Origin of the sequence: Dyella sp. 2YAF14 (assembly GCF_052114725.1) — a bacterium.
Taxonomy (GTDB): domain Bacteria; phylum Pseudomonadota; class Gammaproteobacteria; order Xanthomonadales; family Rhodanobacteraceae; genus Dyella.
Window position 1 is genome coordinate 1 of the sequence record NZ_JBFRFH010000021.1, and the last position, 22,790, is coordinate 22,790.

The following is a 22,790-nucleotide window of genomic DNA, read 5'->3' on the forward strand; positions in this document are numbered from 1 at the left end:
ATCCCAACACGATGCTGCGGGCGTTATCAGGCCATTTTCTTTGGGTTACTTTCGACGCGAAGCTAGTCCCGTGGGATCTTTTGGGCCAGCAAAAGAAAAGTGACTCGGTCGGCGGCAGCCGATCGAAACGCCCGCCGCGTAGGCGGCACGCTGGCGATAAGGCGACAACCGTGTCGCATCGGTACTGGATCCCGGCCTGCGCCAGGATGACGAGCTGAAAAAGAAAGGCCGCCGTAGCGACCTTTCCTCACACCTTAAAAATACCGACGCGGAATCAAGCCGCATCCGGCCAAGGCGTCAAAATCTCAAACCCATCATCCGTCACCGCAATCGTGTGCTCCCACTGCGCCGACAACGAGTGATCCTTGGTCACCACCGTCCAGCCATCCGGCAACTGCTTGGTCTGCGGCTTGCCCGCGTTGATCATCGGTTCGACCGTGAAGGTCATGCCCTTCTTCAGCTCCAGGCCCGTGCTCGGACGCCCGTAATGCAGGATCTGCGGCTCATCGTGATAGACCTTGCCGATGCCGTGCCCGCAGTACTCGCGCACCACCGAGAAACCGGCCGCTTCCGCGTGCTTCTGGATCGCCGCGCCGATGTCGCCCAGCGTCGCGCCCGGGCGCACCGCCTGGATGCCGTGCATCATCGCTTCATAAGTGGTGTCCACCAGGCGCTTGGCCAGCACCGACGGGGTGCCGACGAAATACATGCGGCTGGTATCGCCGTGCCAGCCGTCCTTGATGACGGTGACATCGAGATTGATAATGTCGCCGTCCTTGAGGACTTTGCCCGGCGTCGGAATGCCGTGGCAGATCACATGGTTGACCGAGGTGCACAACGTCTTGGGAAAGCCGTTGTAGCCCACGTTGGCCGGGATCGCCTTCTGCACATTGACGATGTGCTCGTAGGCCAGCCGATCGAGGTCTTCGGTGGTCACGCCGGGCTTTACATGCTCCTTGAGCATGGCAAGCACTTCGGCGGCCAGCTTGCCGGCCTCGCGCATGGCCTGGATGTCTTCGGGGGTTTTAAGGGTGACTGCCATAGTTCTACTCACATGGCGGCAAACCTGCTGAAAATCCAGCGACTTGCCGCATCGCCGGCGCACCGGCTACAATTTCGAAGTTTTGCTGACCCGACGCGTCCCTTTCCATGGGTCCAGACGGTCGTCGCAGAGCGAGGGAGATTGTAACCGCCTTGCGGTGCAACCCCCACAAGTCCTTGATCGGACACTTAAACGCCACACACGCATCGGCACCGTCTTCGGGGTGCCTTGGTCAGCCTACCCAATCATAACGGGCTGCCGGGGTCGAAGTCGGGGATGCGTGGAGGTCCCAACCCCCGGGCCATTCCCCCTCTCGCAGGGCCGGCCCAACAAATTGGAGTTACACCATGGCTCAAGTCACCATGCGCCAAATGCTCGAAGCTGGCGTGCATTTCGGTCACCAGACCCGTTACTGGAACCCGAAGATGGCTCCGTACATCTTTGGCGCCCGCGGCAAGATCCACATCATCAACCTCGAGAAGACGCTCCCGCTCTTCACCGACGCGATGAATTTCCTGTCGGCCATCGCCCAGAAGCGTGGCACCGTCCTGTTCGTCGGCACCAAGCGTTCGGCCCGTGAGCCGTTGGCTGAAGAAGCCGCGCGCGCCGGTATGCCGTTCGTGACCGCCCGCTGGCTCGGCGGCATGCTGACCAACTTCCGCACCGTGAAGCAGTCGGTTGCCCGCCTGAAGGAACTGGAAGCCGCTGAAACCGACGGCAGCTTCGAGAAGCTGGTCAAGCACGAAGTGCTGGCTCGCCGCCGCGAGCGCGACAAGCTGCAGAATTCGCTGGGCGGCATCAAGGACATGAACCGTCTGCCCGACGCGCTGTTCATCATCGACATCGGTCACGAAGACATCGCCGTGCAGGAAGCCAAGAAGCTTGGCATCCCGGTGATCGCCGTGGTCGACACCAACTACAACCCGGAACTGGTCGATTACGCCATCCCGGGTAACGACGACGCCATCCGCGCCATCCAGCTGTACGCCCGTGCCGCTGCCGACTCGATCCTGGAAGGCAAGGCCGCTGCGCCGGCTGCCGCCCAGGGCGACGCCAACGAGTTCGTTGAGCTGGACGAAGAAGGCAACCCGGTGGCCAAGGACGAGCGCAAGGCTGCCCCGCGCCGTGACGACCGCAACAACCGTGGTCCGGCCAAGAAGGGCGCTGGCGCGCCGCGTCGTGACGGTGGCCGTGGTGGCCGCGGTCGCGCCGACGAGCCGTCGTCGGACGGCGAGTAAGCCTTCCCTGCCCCGGCCCGCAAGGGTCGGGGCGCATCAAAGCTTTTGAGGAACCCAGATGACCGCCATTTCCGCAAAACTGGTTAGCGAACTGCGCGAGCGCTCCGGCGCCGGCATGATGGATTGCAAAAAGGCGCTGGTCGAGAACAACGGCGACATCGACGCCGCTGTGGAATACCTGCGCAAGACCGGCCTGGCCAAGGCCGACAAGAAGGCTGACCGCGTCGCCGCCGAAGGTCGCATCGCGACCGCCCAGGGCAACGGCAACGCCGTGCTGGTCGAAGTGAACAGCGAAACCGATTTCGTCGCCAAGGCGCCGAATTTCGTGCAGTTCACCAACGAAGTGGCCGAAGCCGTGCTGGCCTCGGGCGCTGCCGACATCGACGCCGCCAAGGCTGCCGCCTTCCCGGGCGCCGACAGCGTCGAAGCTGCCGCCAAGTCCCAGACCGCCACCATCGGCGAGAAGATCGAAGTGCGCCGCATCGCCCACGTCGCGAACGATGGCCCGCTGGCCACCTATTCGCACGGCGGCAAGATCGGCGTGATCGTGGCGCTCAAGGGCGGCTCGGAAGAGCTGGCCAAGGGCATCGCCATGCACGTGGCTGCCATGAACCCGCCGCACATCAAGCCGGAGCACGTCCCGGCCGAGTTCATCGCGAAGGAAAAGGACATCGCGCTGAGCCAGATGACCGACAAGGACAAGGCCAAGCCGGCCGACATCCTGGAGAAGATCATCTCCGGCAAGATCAACAAGATCGTGTCGGAAGTGACCCTGGTCGGCCAGCCCTACGTGCTGGACACCAATGTCACCGTCGGCGATGTCCTGAAGAAGGAAGGCGCTGACGTCGTGGCCGTGGTCCGCCTGGCCGTCGGCGAAGGCATCGAGAAGGTGCAGGAAGACTATCTGGCCGAAGTGGCCAAGGCGATGCAGGTCTAAGGCCTCCCATTGCAGGAAGCCTCGAAGAAGCCGCGGGCAACCGCGGCTTCTTTTTTTATGAAAGCCTGCCGCCGCGCCAAGCGTGCGGCGCCCCTCCCCCGCCCCCACGGTGCAGCCGGCTTTTCTTCCCCCGTCACGGCACGCAACCCTTACCCGTTCGCGTCACTGCCGTTACAATACGCGCGTTTTGCCCACACAATCCGGAGACCCCATGAGCGCACCGCTTAATTACCGCCGCATCCTGCTCAAACTCTCCGGTGAAGCCCTCATGGGCGAGGCCGACTACGGCATCGACCCGAAAGTGATCGGCCGCCTCGCCGACGAAATCATCGAAGTCCAAAGGGCAGGCATCCAGATCGGCGTAGTCATCGGTGGTGGCAACATCTTCCGCGGCGCGGGCCTGGCAGCCGCCGGCATGGACCGCGTCACCGGCGACCACATGGGCATGCTGGCCACCGTGATGAACGCACTGGCCATGCAGGACGCCATCGAGCGTCGCGGCGGCTTTGCCCGCGTGATGAGTGCGATCCAGATCCACGACGTATCCGAAGACTTCATCCGCCGCCGCGCGATCCGCCATATCGAAAAGGGCCGCATCGTCTTGTTCGCGGCCGGCACTGGCAATCCGTTCTTCACCACCGACTCGGCCGCCGCGCTGCGCGCCGTGGAAGTGGGCGCGGACCTGCTGCTGAAGGCCACCAAGGTGGATGGCGTCTACACCGCCGATCCGGCTCGACACAAGGACGCCACGCGCTACGACACGCTCACCTACGACCAGGTGATCGAGGGCAAGCTGGCCGTGATGGATACCGCCGCCATCGCGCTGTGCCGCGACCACGGCATGCCGCTGCGCATCTACGACATGACGGTGCCCGGCAACCTCATGCGCATCATGCAGGGCGAGGCGATCGGCACGCTGGTGTCAGACGACTGAGGAATTGAGTGAGCAGCTGGGGGTGAGTCGCGCGGACGCTGCTCACCCCACATCCCTGGCAACCATCCCTCACCCCGAGCCGTCGCCACGACCCACTCCCCCGCCCCGCCCTCATGGGCCCCTGCTATACTCGCGGGCTTGCACGGTTTGAGGGGTTTCCCATGCTTAACGACATCAAGAACGATGCCCAGACCCGCATGGGCAAGAGCATCGACTCGCTCAAGCACAACCTGATGCGCCTGCGCACGGGTCGCGCGAGCACCGCCCTGGTCGACGGCATCAAGGTGCCGTACTACGGCTCGGACATGCCGCTGAACCAGGTGGCCACGGTGGCGCTGGGCGATTCGCGCTCCATCATCATCACTCCGTTCGAAAAGACCCTGGTCGGCCCGATCGAAAAAGCCATCATGGCCTCGGACGTCGGCATCACGCCGAACACCTCGGGCCTCACCATCCGCCTCAACATGCCGCCGCTCACCGAAGAGCGCCGCCGCGAGCTGGCCAAGCACGTGGCGCATGAAGGCGAGGACGCCAAGATCGCCATCCGCAACGTGCGTCGCGACGCCATGCAGCAGGTCAAGGATCTGCTCAAGGAAAAGCTGATCACGGAAGACGACGAGCGCAAGGCCGAGGACGAAATCCAGAAGCTGACCGACCGCTTCGTCAAAGACGTCGACGGTGTCGTCAAGAACAAGGAAGAGGAGCTGATGGCGCTCTAAGCGCCATCGCTCTGAGCGCCTGCCCATGACCAGCGCCGATCCCGCGCGGACACCGCGCCACGTTGCCATCGTGATGGATGGCAACGGTCGCTGGGCGAAGCTGCGCCACCGACCGCGCACGTTCGGCCACAACGCCGGCCGCAAGGCCGTGCGCAACGTGGTCGAAAGCTGTCTGCGCCAGGGCGTCAAGGTGCTCACGCTGTTCGCGTTTTCCAGCGAGAACTGGCAGCGCCCGCAGGATGAAGTCGGCGCGCTGATGGAATTGTTCGTGCGCGCGCTGGACAAGGAAGTGGACGAACTGCACGGCAACGGCGTGCGCATTCGCTTCGTCGGTGACCTGGACAGTTTCGAAGCTGGCCTGCGCCAGCGCATGCTGGTCGCGATGGCGCGCACCGCCGGCAACGAGGCGCTGCATCTGAATATTGCCGTGAGCTACGGCGGTCGCTGGGACATCGTGCAGGCAGCGCGCAAGGCCGCCGAAGCGGTGGCACGCGGCGAGCTGCGCGCCGAGGACATCAACGAAACCACGCTTGGCCAGGGCATGTGCCTGGCCGAACTGCCACCGCTGGATCTGTTTATCCGAACCGGCGGCGAGTGCCGCGTCAGCAACTTTCTTTTGTGGCAGCTTGCCTACGCGGAGCTGCACTTTACCGATACCCTGTGGCCCGATTTCGACGAGGCTTGCTTGAAGAGCGCCATCGACGATTACGCACGCCGCGAACGCCGATTCGGCAAGACCGGCGACCAAGTCGCCAAACAGGCGTAAGGACATTCATGCTGCTCCAGCGCACCTTGACCGCACTGCTGCTCGCCCCGCTGGTGATCGCCCTGATCCTGCTGGCGCCGACGGGCCTGTTTGCGGCGATCGTCGCTCTCGCCTTTCTTGCCGCGATGTGGGAATGGACCCGGCTGTCGGGCCTGAAGGAAAACGCCGCACGCGCCGCCCTGCTGGTGCTCACCGCCGCGATCTTCGCGCTGTGCTGGTACGTGCGCGCCGGCATCACCTGGCCGGTGCTGATCGGCATCGGCGTGAGCTGGTGGATCGTGGTCGGCCAATGGCTGCGCCACTTCGCCTTCGGTGCCGCGCCCACGCGCGAAAATATGCTGATCAAGCTGGGCGCCGGCCTGCTGACCATCGTGCCGGCGTGGATCGCCGCCGTGACCATTCATGGCGCGGCAGACCGCGGCAACTGGTGGACCATGCTCGCGCTGTTGATCGTGTGGGCTGCCGATATCGGCGCGTATTTCAGCGGCCGCCAGTTCGGCCGTCGCAAGCTCGCTCCCACCATCAGCCCCGGCAAGACCTGGGCGGGTGTCTACGGCGCCTTCGTGGCTGGCGCCATCGTCGCCGGCGTGGGTGGTTCGCTGCTCGGCGTCAGTGGCGGCAAGCTCATTGGCCTGTTGGTGCTGTCGGTGTTCGTCGTAGTGGTCTCGATCGTGGGCGACCTTTTCGAGAGCCTGATGAAGCGCCATGCCGCCGTGAAGGATTCGGGTAACCTGTTCCCCGGTCATGGCGGCCTGCTTGATCGCCTGGACAGCGTGTTCGCCGCGATGCCGGTGTTCGCTGCCGGCATGCTTCTGCTGGGTCTATGAGTCATAGCTTGCGCAAGGTGGCGGTACTGGGTGCGACCGGCTCGATCGGTGGCAGCACGCTGGATGTGATTGCCCGCCATCCCGACCGTTTTCGCGCCACCGTGCTTGCGGCGCACAGCAATGTCGCTGCGCTGGCCGAGCTGTGCGTCCGTTTCCGTCCTGAACTTGCCGTCATTGCCGATCCGTCGCTCGAAGCCGAGCTGGTTCGCCGCCTAACCGCGGCTGGCGTGCGCTGTGACGTTGCCAGCGGCCATGACGCTGTTACCCAGGCTGTCTCGGGCGACCTGTGCGACACCGTGGTGGCGGCCATCGTCGGCGCCGCCGGACTGGACTCCACGCTCGCCGCCGCACGTACCGGCAAGCGCCTGCTGCTGGCCAACAAGGAATCCATCGTGATGGCCGGCGCGCTGCTGCTGGACGCGTTGGCGGTCGGCGGCGGCGAGTTGATTCCGGTCGATTCGGAACACAACGCGATCTTCCAGTGCCTGCCGGGCGGCCGTCCCAACCTGGCCGCCAGCGGCGTGCGCCGTCTCATCTTGACTGCCTCCGGCGGCCCGTTCCGTGGCCGTACGCGCGCCGAACTTGCAGGGGTCACCCCGGAGCAGGCCTGCAAGCACCCCAACTGGGTGATGGGACGCAAGATTTCGGTGGATTCGGCCACCCTGATGAACAAGGGCCTGGAAGTCATCGAGGCGCACCATTTGTTTGGCGCCGCCCCGGACGTGATCGACGTGCTGGTGCACCCGCAGAGCCTGGTGCATTCGATGGTCGAATACGTCGACGGTTCGGTGCTGGCCCAACTGGGCAATCCGGACATGCGTACGGCGATCGCCCATGCGCTGGCGTGGCCGGCGCGCATCGAAGCGGGTGTGGCGCCGCTGGACCTGGCCGCCTGCGCTCCGCTGACGTTCCAGCAGCCTGATCTGGCCACGTTCCGCTGCCTTGCGCTGGCCTTCCAGGCGCTGCGGGCGGGCGGCGATGCCACGGCCATTCTCAACGCCGCCAACGAGGTTGCCGTCGAGGCTTTCCTGGCCGGCGGGCTGCCCTTCCTGGGTATCGCCGATCTCGTTGAGAGCGTGCTTACGGAACTGCCGCCGCAAGCTGTGGTCGATGTCCAGACCCTGAATGAACGCGACCGCACGGCCCGCGAGGCCGCCCGCCGCATCCTTCGCAACGCTTGCTGACAAGCCTGATAAGCTCTCACCGATGAATAGTGTATTTGGCTCAGTGTTTTGGTTACTCGTCACGCTAGGCGTGCTGGTGACCTTTCACGAATTTGGACACTACTGGGTAGCACGGCGTTGCGGCGTCAAGGTGCTGCGTTTTTCCGTGGGCTTCGGCAAGGCGATCTGGAAGCGCATCGGCAAGGACGGCACCGAGTACCAGGTTGCCATGATCCCCCTGGGCGGCTACGTGAAGATGCTGGACGCCCGCGAAGGCGAGGTCGATCCCGCCCTCGCCGGCCAGGAATTCACCGCCAAGCCGGTATGGCAGCGCATTGCGATTGTCGCCGCCGGCCCCGCCTTCAATCTGATCTTCACCCTGTTTGCGTTCTGGCTGATGTTCCTGGTGGGCAAGCCGGACGTTGCGCCGGTCGTCGACGCTGCGCCCAAGAGCATGGCCGCCGACGCCGGTGTGCGCACCGGTGACCGCATCCTGAGTGTGGGTGGCCACGTGGTGGCCACCTGGAGCGACTCCATGGATGTCGTCGCCAACGCCATGCTCGGCCGCGATCCGCTGCCCATGGAAGTTCGCGGCACGGACGGCAGCACGCGCAACCTCACGTTGCCGCTGAACCAGCTGCCGGCCGGTCAGGACATCGGGCAATACCTGGACCAGCTCGGCCTCAAGCTGGCCCCTTCGCCAGCTCTCGTTGGCATCGTGCTTCCGGGCAAGCCTGCCTCGGTGGGCGGCATGCAGGGCGGCGACCGCGTCATCAGTCTCAACGGCACCGCCGTGGACAGCTACGAGCAATTCCAGCGACTGGTGCCGGAGCAGGCGGCCAAGTCGCCGACCCTGGCCATCGTGGTGGAGCGCAACGGCAAGACCATTCCGCTGTCCGTCACGGCCCGCATGGAGTCGCTGGAAGGTCAGCCGACCAACTGGGTGATCGGCGTGCAGTTCGCCCAGCGCGAACCGGCCGTACTTCGCTATGGCCCGCTGAAGGCCGTCGGTGCGTCGCTGGAAACCACTTGGAACAGCGCCGCCTCCACCTTCAACATGATCGGCAAGATGCTGACCGGACAGGCATCCACCAAGAACCTTTCCGGCGTCATCGGCATCGCCCAGGTGGCCAACGCCTCGGCGAGCATGGGGATCGGCTGGTTCTTCAGCTTCCTGGCCATGGTGTCGCTAAGTCTTGCGATCCTCAACCTGATGCCGATACCGGTCTTGGACGGTGGTTGGCTGCTGTATTACCTTATTGAGTTGGTCAAAGGCAGTCCCGTCAGCGAACGTGCGATGATGGCAGGTCAGTATGTCGGCCTGGTCATGTTGTTCACGTTAATGGGATTGGCTTTCTACAACGACATCCATCGCTTCCTGCCCTCGTGACGCGCACCGGCTTTGCCGAAAGTCGCGCGACGTCCGACGGACAGCCGTATCTGCAGCGTGCGCGATCACGCGCTTGCTACGGAAACATGGCGGTGGTTTACCCGGTGCATCTGGGGAAGATGCAAGCACCCTTTCAAGGCTGGGCTTGTCCTGGCTTCACGTATTGATCGGGGCGGCCCTAAAAAGCCGTCCTATCGGAATAAACCAACGGAATCGACGATGAAGCGTATCGCCGCCCTGATCCTGCTTGCCTCACTGTCCGCCAATGTCCTCGCTTTCGAGCCCTTCGTCGTTTCCGATATCCGCATCGATGGCCTCAGCCGCATTTCAGCCGGTACGGTACTCAACTACCTGCCGGTCAACCGTGGCGACCGCCTGACCAACGATGGCGCCCAGCGCGCCATCCGTGCGCTTTATCAGACCAAGTTCTTCAGCGATGTCGAAATCGATCGCGAAGGCGACATCATGGTCATCAAGGTGGTCGAGCGTCCCTCGATCGCCAAGCTCACCCTGCGCGGCAACAAGGACATCAAAGAAGAGGATCTGCGCAAGGGCCTGAAGGAAATCGGCCTGTCCGAAGGCGAGACCTTCGACCGCCTGTCGCTCGATCGCGTGCAGCAGGAACTGGTTCGCCAGTACTACAACCGCGGCAAGTACAACGTGTCGGTCGATCCGCACGTGACTAACCTCGATCGCAACCGCGTGGCCGTCGACATTGAAATTCGCGAAGGCAAGGTCGCGAAGATCAAGGAAATCAACATCGTCGGCAACAAGGCGTTCACCGACAAGGAAATCCGCAAGGGATTCGAGTCGAGCACGTCCAACATGCTGTCGTGGTATTCGAAGGACGACCAGTACTCGCGCGAAAAGCTTTCCGGCGACCTGGAAAAGCTGCAGTCCTACTACATGGACCGCGGCTACGCCGACTTCGGCGTCGACTCCACGCAGGTGACGATCGCGCCGGACAAGCGCTCGATGTACATCGCCGCCAGCGTCAAGGAAGGCGATATCTACACCATCTCCGACGTGCATCTGCTTGGTGAGCTGGTCCTCCCCGAGGACTCGCTGCATCAGCTGGTGTATGTGCACAAGGGCGACACCTTCAATCGCAAGGCGATCGAAGCGAGCACCAACGCGATCAAGACCATCCTGGCCAGCATCGGTTATGCGTTCGCCAAGGTGACGCCGGTGCCGAAGCTGGACAAGGACAAGCGTACCGTCGACCTCACGCTCTACATCGAGCCGGGCAAGCGCGTGTACGTGCGCCGCGTGATCTTCCAGGGCAACACCCGCACGGAAGACGACGTGATGCGCCGCGAAATGCGCCAGCTGGAAGGCAGCTGGTTCTCGCAGCCGGCGATCGACCGCTCCAAGATCCGCCTGCAGCGCCTGGGCTATTTCAAGACGGTCAACATCGACAAGGCGCTGGTGCCGGGCACCGAAGACCAGGTCGACCTGACCGTGAAGGTGGAAGAACAGTCCGCCGGCAGCCTGATGTTCGGCGTGGGCTATTCGCAGTACTCGGGCATCATCCTGTCCGCGTCGGTGTCGCAGAACAACTTCATGGGCACCGGTGACAGCTTCACCGTGGGCGCATCGCGCAGCGACTACTCCACCAGCATCAACGCCAGCTACTTCAACCCGTACCTCACCGATAGCGGCGTGGGTATCGGTTACAACGCCGGTTACACCAAGAGCAACTACGGCGATACCAACAGCGACTTCGTGAACTACGAAAGTTCGATGAAGTCGTTCTCCAGCTTCCTGAGCTTCCCGATTTCCGAAACGGACAACATCCGCGCGGGTCTGGGCCTCAGTAGCAACAAGATCAACCTCAGCTACCAGTACCTGACCGTCGACGAGAACGGCAACACCGTCACGCAGACGGCCAACTACTCGCCGCAGGTGCTGATCGACTACCAGAACGCGCTGGGCCACCAGACCATCCACACCTGGGATGCCACGCTGGGCTGGAACCACGACACACGCAACGGTTACTGGGCGCCGACCCGCGGCGGCTTGATCTCGCTGTCGACCGATATCGCACTGCCCGGCTCCACCGTGCAGTACTACAAGATCATGGGTGAGGCGAACCATTACTGGCCGATCGGCAAGGGCTTCGTGCTCTACGTGGACGGCCAGGTCGGTTACGGCAAGACCTACGGCCAGACCTTCGACAACGATGGCGGCACCACCTACACGGCCGGCGAGAAGATCACCTTCCCGTTCTGGGAGAACTTCTACTCCGGCGGTGTGCGCGACGTTCGTGGCTTCCAGGACAACACGCTGGGTCCGCGCGTCTGCGTGGGCACCGTGACCGATCCGGCCACGGGCAAGCAGGTGCCGATCACCCCGCTGCCGAACGGCACCTGCCAAGGCAGTGTGTACAGCTACGCACAGCCGCTGGGTGGCGCGTTCAAGGTGCTGGGCACGGCCGAGCTGTACCTGCCGCTGCCGTTCCTCAAGGACATCAACACGGCCCGCGTGTCGTGGTTCGTGGACGTCGGCAACGCCTACCAGGATTACCAGAGCTTCACGGCCAAGACGCTGCGCGTCTCCACGGGTCTCTCGCTGCACTGGCAGGCGCCGATCGGCCCGCTGATCATCAACTTCGCCGTGCCGCTGCGCACCCAGGCGGATGACGGTCACTACGAGGAGCGCATCCAGTTCACCTTCGGCAGCCAGTTCTGATCGGCTGACCGGCTCAAGGTTGAAACAGCAGAAGGCGCGGCCATGCCGCGCCTTCTTTTTTGTGGCCACCATCGCTGATGCGACGACTGCGTCGCGCCGGGCACTTTTGATGCCCCCGGCGGGGAGCCCTACAATGGCCCGATTGCAGGGAGCTGACATGAGCGTTTTTCAAACCACCGTATCCGAGCTGGCCGAGCGTTTTGGCCTGGTGTGTCACGGCGACGGCTCCCGCGTCATCGACGGCGTGGGCACCCTTGCCGGCGCCGGCCCGAGCCAGCTGAGCTTCCTCTCCAACAGCAAATACGCCTCGCAACTGACGGCTACCCGCGCCGGCGTGGTGGTGATGCGCGAAGAGAACGTGGCCGACAGCCCGGTGATCGCCCTGGTGGCGCGTGATCCCTATGTGGCCTACGCCAAGATCGCCGCCCTGTTCGAACGCCTGCCCGCCTCGCCGCAGGGCATCCATCCCACGGCCGTGGTCGCGCCCACCGCTCGCGTGGCGCCGACCGCCAGCATCGGTCCGGGCTGCGTGATCGAGGACGGCGCCGTGGTGGAAGACGGGGCGATACTCGGCCCGCATTGCATCGTCGGCCCCGAGTGCACCGTAGGCGCCCAATGTCGCCTGGTCGCCCGCGTGACCCTGGTGATCCGCGTCACCCTGGGCAAGCGCGTGCTGGTCCATCCGGGCGCGGTGATCGGTTCGGACGGCTTCGGCCTCGCCTTCGACCGCGACCACTGGATCAAGCTGCCGCAACTGGGCGGCGTGCGCATCGGCGACGACTGCGAAATCGGCGCCAACACCACCATCGACCGCGGTGCGCTGGACGACACCGTGCTCGAGGAAGACGTGCGCCTGGACAACCAGATCCAGATCGCCCACAACGTTTACATTGGCGCGCACACGGCTTTGGCAGGCTGCGCCGCCGTGGCCGGCAGCGCCAAGATCGGCCGTTACTGCATGATCGGCGGCAATGCGGGCGTGCTTGGCCATCTGGAAGTCGCCGACCGGGTTACCATTACCGCCAAGAGCCTGGTCACGCACTCCATACGCGAGCCCGGTGAATACTCCTCGGGCGTCCCACTGCAGGAAAACCGCCAATGGCGGCGCAACGCAGCCCGATTCAAGCATCTCGATGAATACGTGCGCCGCCTTTCGGCGCTGGAGAAGGACAGCAACAATGAGTGACCTGACCGTGCCCTTCCACCTTCCCGTGAACGTGGAACAAATCCAGCAGCTGCTGCCGCACCGCTATCCGTTCCTGCTGGTCGACCGCGTGATCGAGCTGGTGCCTGACAAGAGCGCCGTGGCGATCAAGAACGTGACGATCAACGAGCCGTTCTTCCAGGGCCATTTCCCGGGCCACCCGGTGATGCCGGGCGTGCTCATCGTGGAAGCCATGGCCCAGGCTGCCGGCCTGCTCACGCAGATCTCCAGCCGCCTCAAGGGCACCACGGGCAGTCCGCTGTTCTACCTGGCCAAGGTGGACAACGCGCGCTTCAACGCGCCGGTGGTACCGGGCGATCAGCTGCGCCTTGAGGTCGAACTCAAGCGCCTGCTGCGCAGCATGGGCCTGTTCGAGGCACGCACCATCGTCAACGGCAAGGAAGTGGCGAGCTGCGAACTGATGTGCGCCGCGAGGTCCGACAAATGATCCATGCCACCGCGCAGATCGATCCTTCCGCCGTCATTGGCAATGACGTGAGCATCGGCGCGTACAGCGTGATCGGCGCTGACGTGCATGTCGGCGAAGGCACGGTGATCGGTCCGCACGTGGTGATCGAAGGTCCCACGCGCATCGGACGCGAGAATCAGATCAGCCAGTTCGCCTCCCTGGGTGGCGCGCCGCAGGACAAGAAGTTCAAGGGCGAGCCGACCGAGCTGATCATCGGCGATCGCAACCTGATCCGCGAGTTCGTCACCATCAACCGCGGCACCAGCGACGGCGGCGGCGCCACGCGCATCGGCAATGACAACTGGATTCTTGCCTACGTCCACATCGCCCACGATTGCCAGATCGGCAACAACACGGTGTTCTCCAACTACTCCGCCCTCGCCGGCCACGTGGAAGTGGGCGACTGGGTGGTGATGGCCGGCTTCTCCGGCGCCCACCAGTTCTGCAAGATCGGCGCGCACGCGTTCATCGGCATGGGCTGCCTGCTGGGCTCGGACGTGCCGCCATTCGTGATGATGGCCAACGAACAACGTGGACGTCCGCGCGGCATCAACAGCGAAGGCCTCAAGCGTCGCGGTTTCGACACCACGCGCATCTCCGCCATCAAGCGCGCCTACCGCACGCTGTACATGGCCGGCCTGACGCTGGCCGACGCGCGCGAGCAGCTGAGCACGCAGGCCAACGACAGCGATGACGTGCGCGCCATGCTCGAGTTCCTTGATCGCAGCGAGCGCTCGCTGGCACGTTGATATGAGCTTCGCTCATATCAACCCATCGGGTACGGGCTCTGGCTTTGAGGGTGTCGCGACATGCTTGAAAACCAGGTGACCCGACGCGCTCCCACCATCGCCATCATCGCCGGCGAAGACTCCGGCGATCAGCTGGGCGCCGACCTGGTCGCCGCGCTGCGCCGCCGCTACCCGGAGGCGCGCTTCGTCGGCATCGGTGGCGCGCGCATGCAGGCCACCGGCTTCGACTCCTGGTACGACATCAAGGAGCTCTCGCTGTTTGGCTTCGCCGAGGTCATCTCGCATCTGCCCCGGCTGCTGAAGCTGCGCAAGGAACTGGTGGCGCGCATCATCGCTGCACGACCGGATGTAGTGGTCGGCATCGATGCGCCCGACTTCAACCTCGGCGTGGAAAAACGCCTGCGCGAAGCCGCCATCCGCACCGTGCACTACGTCAGCCCTTCGGTCTGGGCATGGCGCGAAAAGCGCACGGAAAAAATCGGACGCAGCGCGAATCGCGTGCTATGCCTGTTCCCGATGGAACCGGCGATCTATGCACGTCACGGCGTCGATGCGCGCTTCGTCGGCCATCCCCTGGCGGACCGTTTCGCGCTGGTCTCCGATCGCATAGGCGCCCGCGATTTTCTCGGTATTCCGCTCAGCGTTCCTGTGCTGGCCGTGCTACCGGGCAGCCGCGGTTCCGAAATCAAACAACTTGGCAGCGCCTTCATCGAAGCGGCGCGCAAGGTCGCCGCGCAGATGCCGGGCCTGCGCATCATCGTGCCGGCCGCGAACGAACGCGTGCATGCCAGCCTGAAGCAAATCATCGGCCATGCCGACGACGAAAGCGCGCCGCAGCTGATCGACGGCCATGCGCACGAAGCGATGCTCGCCGCCGACGTGGTGATGCTCGCCTCCGGCACGGCCACGCTGGAGGCGATGCTGGCCAAGCGTCCGATGGTGGTGGGTTACCGGGTCTCGCCGGTGAGCTACCGCATTGCGCGCGCACTGAACATGCTCAAGACGGACGTCTATTCGCTGCCCAATATCCTGGCTCGCGCCAATGGCATGGGCGAGGACGTGATACTGGTGCCCGAATTGATGCAGGACGATTTCACCGCTGACAAGCTGGCCGACGCCACGCTGGCGCTGTTCCAGGACAGCGAGCGTCGTGGCGCCATTGTCGCCGCGTTCGAGCAGTTGCATCTTGCCCTGCGCGGCGATCTGCAAGGCCATGCCGGCGACCTGGCGGCCGACGCGGTCGCCGAGCTGATCGAGGCGCATCGTGCCTGAAGCAAAGGCCAGGACACGTCGTGTAGCGCCAGACGCCGATGCCGTCGTGCGCTTTATCGCCGGTGTCGACGAAGCCGGCCGCGGACCGCTGGCAGGTCCGGTGGCGGTGGCGGCGGTGATCCTGGATCCCTCCAGGCCCCGCATCCGCGGCCTGGACGATTCCAAGAAACTCACGCATGCCAAACGCGAAGCGCTGTACGAGAAAATCGTCGAGCGCGCGCTGAGCTATAGCATCGTGATGGTGATGTCCGACGAGATCGACCGCATCAACATCTTCCAGGCCACCATGACGGGCATGAGCCGCGCGCTGGCGGGGCTTACGCCGAGCGCTCACGAAGCCTGGATCGACGGCAATGCACTACCGCGCGACCTGCCCTGCGCAGGACGCGCCATCATCGGCGGCGACGCGCTGGAGCCTGCCATCAGTGCAGCATCCATCCTCGCCAAGGTCACCCGCGACCGCTGGATGGTGGAACTCGATCGCCAGCATCCCGGCTATGGCTTCGCCGAGCACAAGGGTTACGGTACGCCGGCCCATCTGGCCGCGCTGCAGCGGCTGGGACCGTGCCCGCATCATCGACGCAGCTTCGCGCCGGTAAAGATCCTGGTGGATCAGGGCGTGCTGTTCTAGAACGATCCAAAGGGGAATGGACGTCCAACTCACTCCTTGTGAGTCGCGTCTGGCGATGCATCGATGAGGCCAAATAGCGGCTGTACATGCATGTCCATTGACCCACGTCATCGGCTCGCAATAGCGCTACGCTAGGCTCGAAACATGGAGCAGCGGCCCGCACGCGACAGTCATGGCGAGGCAACCTTTTTCGCCGCCGCTGCATCCGAATGGATAAGGAAGCCAAAGCCACCGCCTGCTCCCTCACCCGCTGAACGTTCCACGCGGTGCGGTGTCTCCTGTATGCAGGGATGCAGGCCCATGCGGTCTCCCCAGCCGCATGGCACTCAAGCTCCAAGCGCGCATTCGACCGCAGGAGTTGTGTCATGAGCACCACCCGCCGCCCCAACGAGCCTGACATCAGCCCCAACCTCACGCCCCACTCGCAACTCACGCTTGAAGAGATGAATGCGATCGCCGAGGCCGAATACCGTCACGTCGACTACGACCGCCATCCGCTGAGGGTGGACGGACTGGAGCACTACCTCGACCGTTACGACGCCAGCGAACGCTTTCACATCTGGTGATGCCGTCAAGGTAGGCGACGATGGAGCGCCATCGTCGCCTTGGAATGGGAAATCAGTCGCGCGCCCGCAGCAAGCTATGGCGATAGCCGTAGCCGACATAGATCAGCATGCCGAGCGCCGTCCAGCCGGCCAGCAGCATCCAGTTGCCGGCATTCATCTGCGCGAGCAGGAACAGGCAGACCGCCACGCCCAGCGGGCATACCACCGCGGCGGCAGGCACGCGGAAACCGCGCGGCAAGTCAGGACGCGTGCGACGCAGGACCAGCACGCCGACGCATACCGTGGCAAAGGCCAGCAGCGTACCCATCGAGAGCAGGTCGCCGAGCAGGCTCAGCGGGAACACCGCCGCCAGCACGCCGCCGACCAGGCCGACCAGCACGGTCGTGCGATGCGGCGTCTGGAAGCGCTCGTGCACGGCGCTGAACATGCGCGGCAACAAACCATCGCCGGCCATGCTGTAGAGAATGCGCGCCAGGCCCAGGTGCATCACCAGGATCACCGAGGTCAGGCCGGCCACCGCGCCAACCTGCGTGAGCAGCTTGAGCCAGGCCAGCTGTGGATGTGCCGCCAGCGCCGTCGCCACCGGCTCGGCGGTGGCGAGCTGGGCAAACGGTACCAGTCCCGTCAGCACCGCCGCCACGATGATGTAGAGCACCGTGCACACGGCCAGCGAGATCAGGATGCCGGCGGGCACGTTCTGCTGCGGATTGCGCGTCTCTTGCGCCGCCGTCGCCACCGCGTCGAAGCCGATGTACGCGTAGAACACGCTGGTCGCCGCGCGGAACACGCCGCTCCAGCCGTAATGGTCGCCGCCCTGGTTGGCCGGCACATAGGGGTGCCACAGCGAGGTGTCGATGTATTGCAGGCCAAACACCACGAACAGGATCACCACCAGGACCTTGACCACCACCACCACACTGGCGAACAAGGTCGATTGCCGCGTTCCCGTGTAGAGCAAGGCCGTGATGGCGGATACCACCAGCAGCGCCGGCAGGTTGATCCAGGCACCGGTCACCACGAAGTGACCGTCGTGAAAAGCCAGTGGCGCATTGGCCAGCACGCTGGGGACATCGATGCCCATGCTGTGCAGCAGGCCCACGCCGTAACCAGACCAGCCCACCGCCACCGACGACACCGCCAGCAGGTATTCGGCCACCACGTTCCAGCCGATGAACCAGGCCAGCAATTCGCCGAAGGTGGCGTACGCATAGACATAGGCACTGCCGGAGACCGGCAGCATGGCGGCGAACTCCGCGTAGCTCAGCGCGGCCAGTGCGGCGGCGAGTCCCGCCAGTACAAACGAAAGGGTCAAGGCCGGACCGGCATGCTCAGCCGCTGCCTGCCCGGTGATCACGAAGATGCCTGCGCCGATCACCGCACCCACGCCCAACACGATCAGATCCTTGAGGCCCAGCGTACGCCGCAGGTTGTCGCTGGCGGTCAGCGATGCCTCGATGGGTTTGGCGGTGAACAGCGATCGGATCAGTGACATCAGTGTTTCCCCGGCGAGCACCAGGCCGCCGTGCAGATGGATAAAGCGTTCGACCATGCCAGTCCCGGCCACTCCCTGCAACCGCCATAGGTCCGGCTGCGCGGCGCCATGGCTCCGGCCCGGGCCTCGGCTATGCTTCGCCCATCCAGGGGGAGATGCGATGCGACACTCGATCCGAACGACGCTGGCCGTGCTGGCGCTTGCCGTTGCGACCCTGGTCCAGGCCCGACCCGGACCCGGCGATATCCCGCCCGACTATCTCGGCCACGATCGCGACGGGCACGACGTCCTTGTGTCGGGCATGCGCGGCAAAGTCGTGATCGTTTCCTTCTGGGCCTCCTGGTGCGCCTACTGCCGCAAAGAGCTGCCCGTGCTGGCCGTGCTGCAAAAGCTCAAGGGCGCCGACGAGCTCAAGGTGATCGGCGTCAATCACGCCGACGAGTACGACAAGTTCAAGGACTTGCGCCGCCGCTGGCAGAACCTCGACGTGGTCCTGACCTACGATGCCCCCGACAACCGCATCGGCAAGCCGTACGCCATCAACGGCCTGCCCTTCATGGTCATGATCGGGCGCGACGGTCGTATTGCCCACATCTACACCGGCTACGGCGAAGACTTGTTGGACACCATCATGGCGCAAGTGGACGAATTGCTCGCCCAACCCGCGCCGGACGCGACGAAGGCAGCGGTCGCAGGCCCGGCTTCTTCCTGATCCCATGGGGAAAAGTCGTAGGGGCGGCAATGTCAATCTTGCCCCTCCCCTGCCGCACCGTTAGGCTGAACATCCATCTCGCGCGTGCGCCATGTCCGTTCGCTTCGCTCACCTCCACCTGCACAGCGAATACTCGCTGGTCGACTCGACTGTCCGCATCAAGGGACTGGTCGAAGCCTGTGTGCGTCTGGGTATCCCGGCCGTCGCGCTGACCGACGACAGCAACATGTTCGCGCTGGTGAAGTTCTACAAGGCCTGCAGCGCCGCCGGCATCAAGCCGATCGGTGGCTGCGACCTGTGGGTGAGCGCGCCGGACGATCCGCGCCCCTGGCGTCTGACGGTCGTCTGCCAGGACCGCGAGGGTTATCTCAACCTGTCCCGTCTGGTGTCGCGCGCGTGGCGCGACGGCCAGCACAGCGGTCGTGCGCTGGTGGACGCCAGCTGGCTGACTGAGGATGCGACGCGTGGCTTGATCGCCCTGCTCGGCCGAGAAAGCGAAGCCGGACGCATCGCTGTGAATCAGGGCGTGACCAACGCGGCCGCGCGCCTGCGACCGTTCGCCCAGCAAATGGCCGATCGCCTGTATCTCGAGCTGACCCGTACCGGTCGCGACGGCGAGGAAAACTGGAACGCCGCCGCCCTGGCCCTGGCCAGCGAGCTCGACCTGCCGGTGATCGCCAGCAACGACGTGCGCTTCCTCAAGGCGGACAACTTCGAATCGCACGAAGCGCGCGTCTGCATCAACCAGGGTCGCGTGCTGGCCGATCCCAAGCGTCCGCGCGACTACAGCAACCAGCAGTATCTGAAGTCGCCGGAAGAAATGGAGGCGCTGTTCGCCGACCTTCCCGAGGCACTGGAAAACACTATCGAGCTGGCCAAGCGCTGCTCGCTGGAACTGGATTTCGGCACGTACTACCTGCCTGATTTCCCGGTGCCGGAAGGCCACGACCTGGCCAGCTATATCCGCGAAATCTCGCGCGAGGGTCTGCGCGAGCGACTCGAATTCGCCGGCGTCGCGCCGGGCCGCACGCGCGAGGAATACGAAACGCGACTGGAACGCGAGCTGGACGTCATCATCAAGATGGGCTTCCCCGGCTACTTCCTCATCGTGGCGGACTTCATCAACTGGGGTAAGCAGAACGGCATTCCCGTGGGACCGGGCCGCGGTTCGGGCGCGGGTTCGCTGGTGGCGTGGGTGCTCAAGATCACCGACCTGGATCCGATCCAGTTCGACCTGCTGTTCGAGCGATTCCTCAATCCCGAACGCGTGTCGATGCCCGACTTCGACATCGACTTCTGCATGGATCGCCGCGATGAGGTGATCGACTACGTCGCGCGCAAATACGGCCGCGACCACGTCAGCCAGATCATCACTTACGGTTCGATGGCGGCGAAGGCCGTGCTGCGCGACTCCGGCCGCGTGCTCGGCATGGGTTACAACGCGGTCGACCGCATCGCCAAATTGATTCCCGCGCGTCCGCTCGATCTCACCTTGCAGTGCGCGCTCGGACGTTCGGAAAAAGCCAAGAAAGAACCTGATCGCATCGTCAAGGAGTTCTGCGAACTCTACGAGCAGGACGAAGAAGCGCGCACGCTGATCGACCTGGCACTGAGCCTGGAAAGCCTCACCCGCAACGTCGGCAAGCACGCCGGCGGCGTGGTGATCGGTCCCAAGCCACTCACCGAATTCGCACCGCTGTACTGCGAACCGGGCGGCGCGGGTGTGGTGACGCAGTACGACAAGGACGACGTGGAAGCGGTCGGCCTGGTGAAGTTCGACTTCCTCGGCCTGCGCACGCTGACCATCATCGATTGGGCGGTGAAGGCGATCAATCTGCGTCGCGAGACTTGCGGCGAAGCACCGCTGGATATCGCCGCGCTGCCGCTCACCGATGCGCCCACCTACGATCTGCTGAAAAAAGCGCAGACGGTGGCTGTGTTCCAGCTCGAATCCTCCGGCATGCAGCGCATGCTCAAGGACGCCAAGCCCGACCGCTTCGAAGACATCATCGCGCTGGTGGCCTTGTATCGCCCCGGCCCGATGGATCTGATCCCCAGCTTCGTGGCGCGCAAGCATGGCCGCGAGGATGTGATCTATCCCGACCCGCGCGTCGAGCCGATCCTGAAAGAGACCTACGGCATCATGGTCTATCAGGAGCAGGTGATGCAGATGGCGCAGATCGTGGGCGGTTATTCGCTCGGCGGCGCCGACCTGCTGCGCCGCGCGATGGGCAAGAAGAAACTGGAGGAAATGGCGAAGGAGCGCGCCAAGTTCCGCGAGGGTGCGGCCAAGGACGGGCTGACCGGCGACAAGGCCGACGCCATCTTCGACTTGATGGAAAAGTTCGCCGGCTACGGCTTCAACAAGTCGCATGCCGCGGCGTACGCGCTCGTTTCGTATCAGACAGCGTGGCTGAAGGCGCACTACCCGGCTGAGTTCATGGCCGCGACGATTTCGTCGGACATGGACAACACCGACAAGGCCGTCACCTTCATCGACGAGTCCAAGGCGATCGGCCTGAAGGTGCTGCCGCCGGACGTCAACGCGTCCGAATTCATGTTCGTGGCGGTGGAAGCAGACGGCTCATCGTCGACGGGGCGCCAGGGCGCGCGAACGATTCGCTACGGCCTGGGCGCGATCAAGGGCGTTGGCCAGGGCGCGTGCGAAGCGATCGCGGACGAACGCAAGCGCAACGGCCCGTACAAGGACCTGCCCGACTTCTGCCGTCGCGTGGATTCGACCAAGCTCAATCGTCGCGTGCTCGAAGCGCTGATTCTTTCCGGCTCGCTCGATGCACTCGCCGAGAATCGCGCCAGCCTGATGGCGCAGCTGCCGAACGCGATGAAGGTGGCCGAGCAGCATCTGCGCGATCGACAGAGCGGCCAGAACGATATGTTCGGCGCCATGATGGGCAGCGTCGCACCGGTCGTGCAGGTCGATCTGCCCACCGTGCCCGAATGGCCGCTGGAACAACTGCTGCAGGGCGAACGCGACACGCTCGGCCATTATCTTTCCGGTCATCCCACCGATCCGTGGAAGGACGAGCTGGCGCAGCTGTCCACCTGCCCCCTGGGCGAGATCGGCGATCGCTACCAGCCGCCCAAGCCGCGCAAGAACGACGACGGCGACAACAACCGTTTCCGTCGGGGCCCGGATACTCCGTGGACCGTGGCCGGCATGGTCACGGCCATCCGCAAGCGCGGCGATAGCGATGCCTTCGTACGGCTGGAAGACGGCACCGGGATCATCGAGGTGAGCTTCTTTGGCGAGCTCTACCAGCAGGTGGCGCCGTTGCTGACGCGCGACGAAATGCTGGTGGTGGAAGGCGGCCTGCGCATCGACGATTTCTCTGGCGGCGGCTTCGCCTTGCGCGCCCGCAGCGCCTACACCCTCGGCGACGGCTGCCGCCGCTATGCGCGCCTGTTGCGTTTAAAACTGAACGGGGTCAATCCGGGTTTTATCGAGGACCTGCGGCGGACGTTGGCTGGGTACCGGGGTGGGCGCGCTAGCGTGATTCTTTACGGGTATCACAACGCTACGGCGCAGGCGGACCTGGAATTGGGCGAGGAATGGCGGGTGGATGCTATTCCGGAGTTGTTGCGGGCGATTCGGGCGGTGCCTGGGGTGGAGGCTGCCAAGTTGAGGATTGTGAAGACGGATGATCGGCCGCGGGGGGATTGATTGACCGGTCGGCGCGTCCTTTCCTAGTCGTCATTCCGGCGCAGGCCGGAATCCAGTTTCGTCGGTCTCCGGTTGTTGCCTCTCCGCCAGCGTGCCGCCTACGCGGCGGGCGTTTCGATCGGCTGCCGCCGACCGAATCACTTTTCTTTTGCTGGCCCACGCACGCGCAGGAGCGCGTGCGAACGGCGAAGCCGGCCCGAAGGGCGGAGGGCAGGATGCCCGGAGTAAAAGAAAAGTAACCCAAAGAAAATGGCCTGATAACGCCCGCAGCATCGTGTTGGGATAAGCCCGAACGCTTGAGGTGCG

The 22,790-nt window shown here is 64.3% G+C and carries 20 protein-coding genes; 18 read left to right on the forward strand and 2 right to left on the reverse strand.

Going from position 1 to position 22,790, the window contains the following annotated elements; translation table 11 throughout:
* On the forward strand, positions 1-218 hold a 218-nt coding region (locus AB4Y82_RS19425; protein WP_441605242.1), incomplete at its 5' end, for a hypothetical protein.
* Between the two features lie 56 nt (positions 219-274).
* Here the strand turns inward: AB4Y82_RS19425 and map are convergent.
* Entirely contained in the window at positions 275-1,042 is a 768-nt protein-coding gene (gene map / locus AB4Y82_RS19430) for a type I methionyl aminopeptidase (RefSeq protein ID WP_046973047.1), read from the reverse strand.
* 347 nt (positions 1,043-1,389) lie between these two features.
* Between map and rpsB the strand changes: the two genes are divergently transcribed.
* The 15 genes from rpsB to AB4Y82_RS19505 all read left to right on the forward strand — a co-directional run bounded on the left by rpsB (position 1,390) and on the right by AB4Y82_RS19505 (position 16,598).
* The gene (rpsB, locus tag AB4Y82_RS19435) at positions 1,390-2,280 is read left to right on the forward strand and encodes a 30S ribosomal protein S2 (RefSeq protein ID WP_441605243.1); all 891 of its coding nucleotides are present in this window, start codon (positions 1,390-1,392) and stop codon (positions 2,278-2,280) included.
* A gap of 58 nt (positions 2,281-2,338) precedes the next feature.
* Entirely contained in the window at positions 2,339-3,217 is an 879-nt protein-coding gene (gene tsf, locus AB4Y82_RS19440; RefSeq protein WP_441605244.1) for a translation elongation factor Ts, read from the forward strand.
* Positions 3,218-3,428: 211 nt separating this feature from the next.
* Positions 3,429-4,151: a UMP kinase gene (pyrH, locus tag AB4Y82_RS19445; RefSeq protein ID WP_441605245.1), complete on the forward strand. Its 723-nt coding sequence runs from the start codon at positions 3,429-3,431 to the stop codon at positions 4,149-4,151.
* Positions 4,152-4,312: 161 nt separating this feature from the next.
* Positions 4,313-4,870 (forward strand): ribosome recycling factor, encoded by a 558-nt coding sequence (gene frr / locus AB4Y82_RS19450; protein WP_441605246.1) that lies wholly within the window; start codon positions 4,313-4,315, stop codon positions 4,868-4,870.
* 25 nt (positions 4,871-4,895) lie between these two features.
* Entirely contained in the window at positions 4,896-5,636 is a 741-nt protein-coding gene (gene uppS, locus AB4Y82_RS19455) for a polyprenyl diphosphate synthase (protein ID WP_441605247.1), read from the forward strand.
* Between the two features lie 8 nt (positions 5,637-5,644).
* Positions 5,645-6,463 (forward strand): phosphatidate cytidylyltransferase, encoded by an 819-nt coding sequence (locus AB4Y82_RS19460; RefSeq protein ID WP_441605248.1) that lies wholly within the window; start codon positions 5,645-5,647, stop codon positions 6,461-6,463.
* Positions 6,460-7,647 (forward strand): 1-deoxy-D-xylulose-5-phosphate reductoisomerase, encoded by a 1,188-nt coding sequence (locus AB4Y82_RS19465; protein ID WP_441605249.1) that lies wholly within the window; start codon positions 6,460-6,462, stop codon positions 7,645-7,647. Before AB4Y82_RS19460 ends, AB4Y82_RS19465 begins: the two co-directional genes overlap by 4 nt.
* 22 nt (positions 7,648-7,669) lie before the next feature.
* Positions 7,670-9,016 (forward strand): RIP metalloprotease RseP, encoded by a 1,347-nt coding sequence (gene rseP / locus AB4Y82_RS19470; RefSeq protein ID WP_441605250.1) that lies wholly within the window; start codon positions 7,670-7,672, stop codon positions 9,014-9,016.
* Positions 9,017-9,235: 219 nt separating this feature from the next.
* The gene (gene bamA / locus AB4Y82_RS19475) at positions 9,236-11,707 is read left to right on the forward strand and encodes an outer membrane protein assembly factor BamA (RefSeq protein ID WP_441605251.1); all 2,472 of its coding nucleotides are present in this window, start codon (positions 9,236-9,238) and stop codon (positions 11,705-11,707) included.
* Between the two features lie 157 nt (positions 11,708-11,864).
* Positions 11,865-12,893, forward strand: a complete 1,029-nt coding sequence (gene lpxD, locus AB4Y82_RS19480) for a UDP-3-O-(3-hydroxymyristoyl)glucosamine N-acyltransferase (protein ID WP_441605252.1) — start codon at positions 11,865-11,867, stop codon at positions 12,891-12,893.
* Positions 12,886-13,359: a 3-hydroxyacyl-ACP dehydratase FabZ gene (gene fabZ, locus AB4Y82_RS19485; RefSeq protein WP_046972869.1), complete on the forward strand. Its 474-nt coding sequence runs from the start codon at positions 12,886-12,888 to the stop codon at positions 13,357-13,359. Before lpxD ends, fabZ begins: the two co-directional genes overlap by 8 nt.
* The gene (lpxA, locus tag AB4Y82_RS19490) at positions 13,356-14,129 is read left to right on the forward strand and encodes an acyl-ACP--UDP-N-acetylglucosamine O-acyltransferase (RefSeq protein ID WP_441605253.1); all 774 of its coding nucleotides are present in this window, start codon (positions 13,356-13,358) and stop codon (positions 14,127-14,129) included. Before fabZ ends, lpxA begins: the two co-directional genes overlap by 4 nt.
* A 60-nt stretch (positions 14,130-14,189) precedes the next feature.
* A complete protein-coding gene (gene lpxB / locus AB4Y82_RS19495) occupies positions 14,190-15,401 on the forward strand; it encodes a lipid-A-disaccharide synthase (protein ID WP_441605254.1) in 1,212 nt (403 codons plus the stop codon).
* The gene (locus AB4Y82_RS19500; protein ID WP_441605255.1) at positions 15,394-16,032 is read left to right on the forward strand and encodes a ribonuclease HII; all 639 of its coding nucleotides are present in this window, start codon (positions 15,394-15,396) and stop codon (positions 16,030-16,032) included. Before lpxB ends, AB4Y82_RS19500 begins: the two co-directional genes overlap by 8 nt.
* Before the next feature lie 365 nt (positions 16,033-16,397).
* The gene (locus AB4Y82_RS19505) at positions 16,398-16,598 is read left to right on the forward strand and encodes a hypothetical protein (protein ID WP_441605256.1); all 201 of its coding nucleotides are present in this window, start codon (positions 16,398-16,400) and stop codon (positions 16,596-16,598) included.
* 52 nt (positions 16,599-16,650) lie between these two features.
* Here the strand turns inward: AB4Y82_RS19505 and AB4Y82_RS19510 are convergent, their stop codons facing one another.
* Positions 16,651-18,090 carry an amino acid permease gene (locus tag AB4Y82_RS19510; RefSeq protein ID WP_441605284.1) on the reverse strand — a complete coding sequence of 480 codons (1,440 nt, stop codon included), beginning with the start codon at positions 18,088-18,090 and terminating at the stop codon, positions 16,651-16,653.
* A gap of 190 nt (positions 18,091-18,280) precedes the next feature.
* Here AB4Y82_RS19510 and AB4Y82_RS19515 point away from each other — a divergent pair, with 190 nt between their 5' ends.
* Positions 18,281-18,802 carry a TlpA family protein disulfide reductase gene (locus AB4Y82_RS19515; protein WP_441605257.1) on the forward strand — a complete coding sequence of 174 codons (522 nt, stop codon included), beginning with the start codon at positions 18,281-18,283 and terminating at the stop codon, positions 18,800-18,802.
* A 91-nt stretch (positions 18,803-18,893) separates the two neighbouring features.
* Positions 18,894-22,484 carry a DNA polymerase III subunit alpha gene (gene dnaE, locus AB4Y82_RS19520; protein WP_441605258.1) on the forward strand — a complete coding sequence of 1,197 codons (3,591 nt, stop codon included), beginning with the start codon at positions 18,894-18,896 and terminating at the stop codon, positions 22,482-22,484.
* Positions 22,485-22,790 lie beyond the last annotated feature (306 nt).

What these genes read in the sequence shown, in the direction of transcription:
- frr (WP_441605246.1), top strand. Translation starts at nt 4,313, where the DNA reads ATGCTTAACGACATCAAGAACGATGCCCAGACCCGCATGGGCAAGAGC.
- AB4Y82_RS19460 (WP_441605248.1), top strand. Translation starts at nt 5,645, where the DNA reads ATGCTGCTCCAGCGCACCTTGACCGCACTGCTGCTCGCCCCGCTGGTG.
- pyrH (WP_441605245.1), top strand. Translation starts at nt 3,429, where the DNA reads ATGAGCGCACCGCTTAATTACCGCCGCATCCTGCTCAAACTCTCCGGT.
- map (WP_046973047.1), bottom strand. Translation starts at nt 1,042, where the DNA reads ATGGCAGTCACCCTTAAAACCCCCGAAGACATCCAGGCCATGCGCGAG.
- bamA (WP_441605251.1), top strand. Translation starts at nt 9,236, where the DNA reads ATGAAGCGTATCGCCGCCCTGATCCTGCTTGCCTCACTGTCCGCCAAT.
- lpxB (WP_441605254.1), top strand. Translation starts at nt 14,190, where the DNA reads ATGCTTGAAAACCAGGTGACCCGACGCGCTCCCACCATCGCCATCATC.
- rseP (WP_441605250.1), top strand. Translation starts at nt 7,670, where the DNA reads ATGAATAGTGTATTTGGCTCAGTGTTTTGGTTACTCGTCACGCTAGGC.
- rpsB (WP_441605243.1), top strand. Translation starts at nt 1,390, where the DNA reads ATGGCTCAAGTCACCATGCGCCAAATGCTCGAAGCTGGCGTGCATTTC.
- tsf (WP_441605244.1), top strand. Translation starts at nt 2,339, where the DNA reads ATGACCGCCATTTCCGCAAAACTGGTTAGCGAACTGCGCGAGCGCTCC.
- dnaE (WP_441605258.1), top strand. Translation starts at nt 18,894, where the DNA reads ATGTCCGTTCGCTTCGCTCACCTCCACCTGCACAGCGAATACTCGCTG.
- lpxD (WP_441605252.1), top strand. Translation starts at nt 11,865, where the DNA reads ATGAGCGTTTTTCAAACCACCGTATCCGAGCTGGCCGAGCGTTTTGGC.
- lpxA (WP_441605253.1), top strand. Translation starts at nt 13,356, where the DNA reads ATGATCCATGCCACCGCGCAGATCGATCCTTCCGCCGTCATTGGCAAT.
- AB4Y82_RS19505 (WP_441605256.1), top strand. Translation starts at nt 16,398, where the DNA reads ATGAGCACCACCCGCCGCCCCAACGAGCCTGACATCAGCCCCAACCTC.
- AB4Y82_RS19510 (WP_441605284.1), bottom strand. Translation starts at nt 18,090, where the DNA reads ATGTCACTGATCCGATCGCTGTTCACCGCCAAACCCATCGAGGCATCG.
- fabZ (WP_046972869.1), top strand. Translation starts at nt 12,886, where the DNA reads ATGAGTGACCTGACCGTGCCCTTCCACCTTCCCGTGAACGTGGAACAA.
- uppS (WP_441605247.1), top strand. Translation starts at nt 4,896, where the DNA reads ATGACCAGCGCCGATCCCGCGCGGACACCGCGCCACGTTGCCATCGTG.
- AB4Y82_RS19465 (WP_441605249.1), top strand. Translation starts at nt 6,460, where the DNA reads ATGAGTCATAGCTTGCGCAAGGTGGCGGTACTGGGTGCGACCGGCTCG.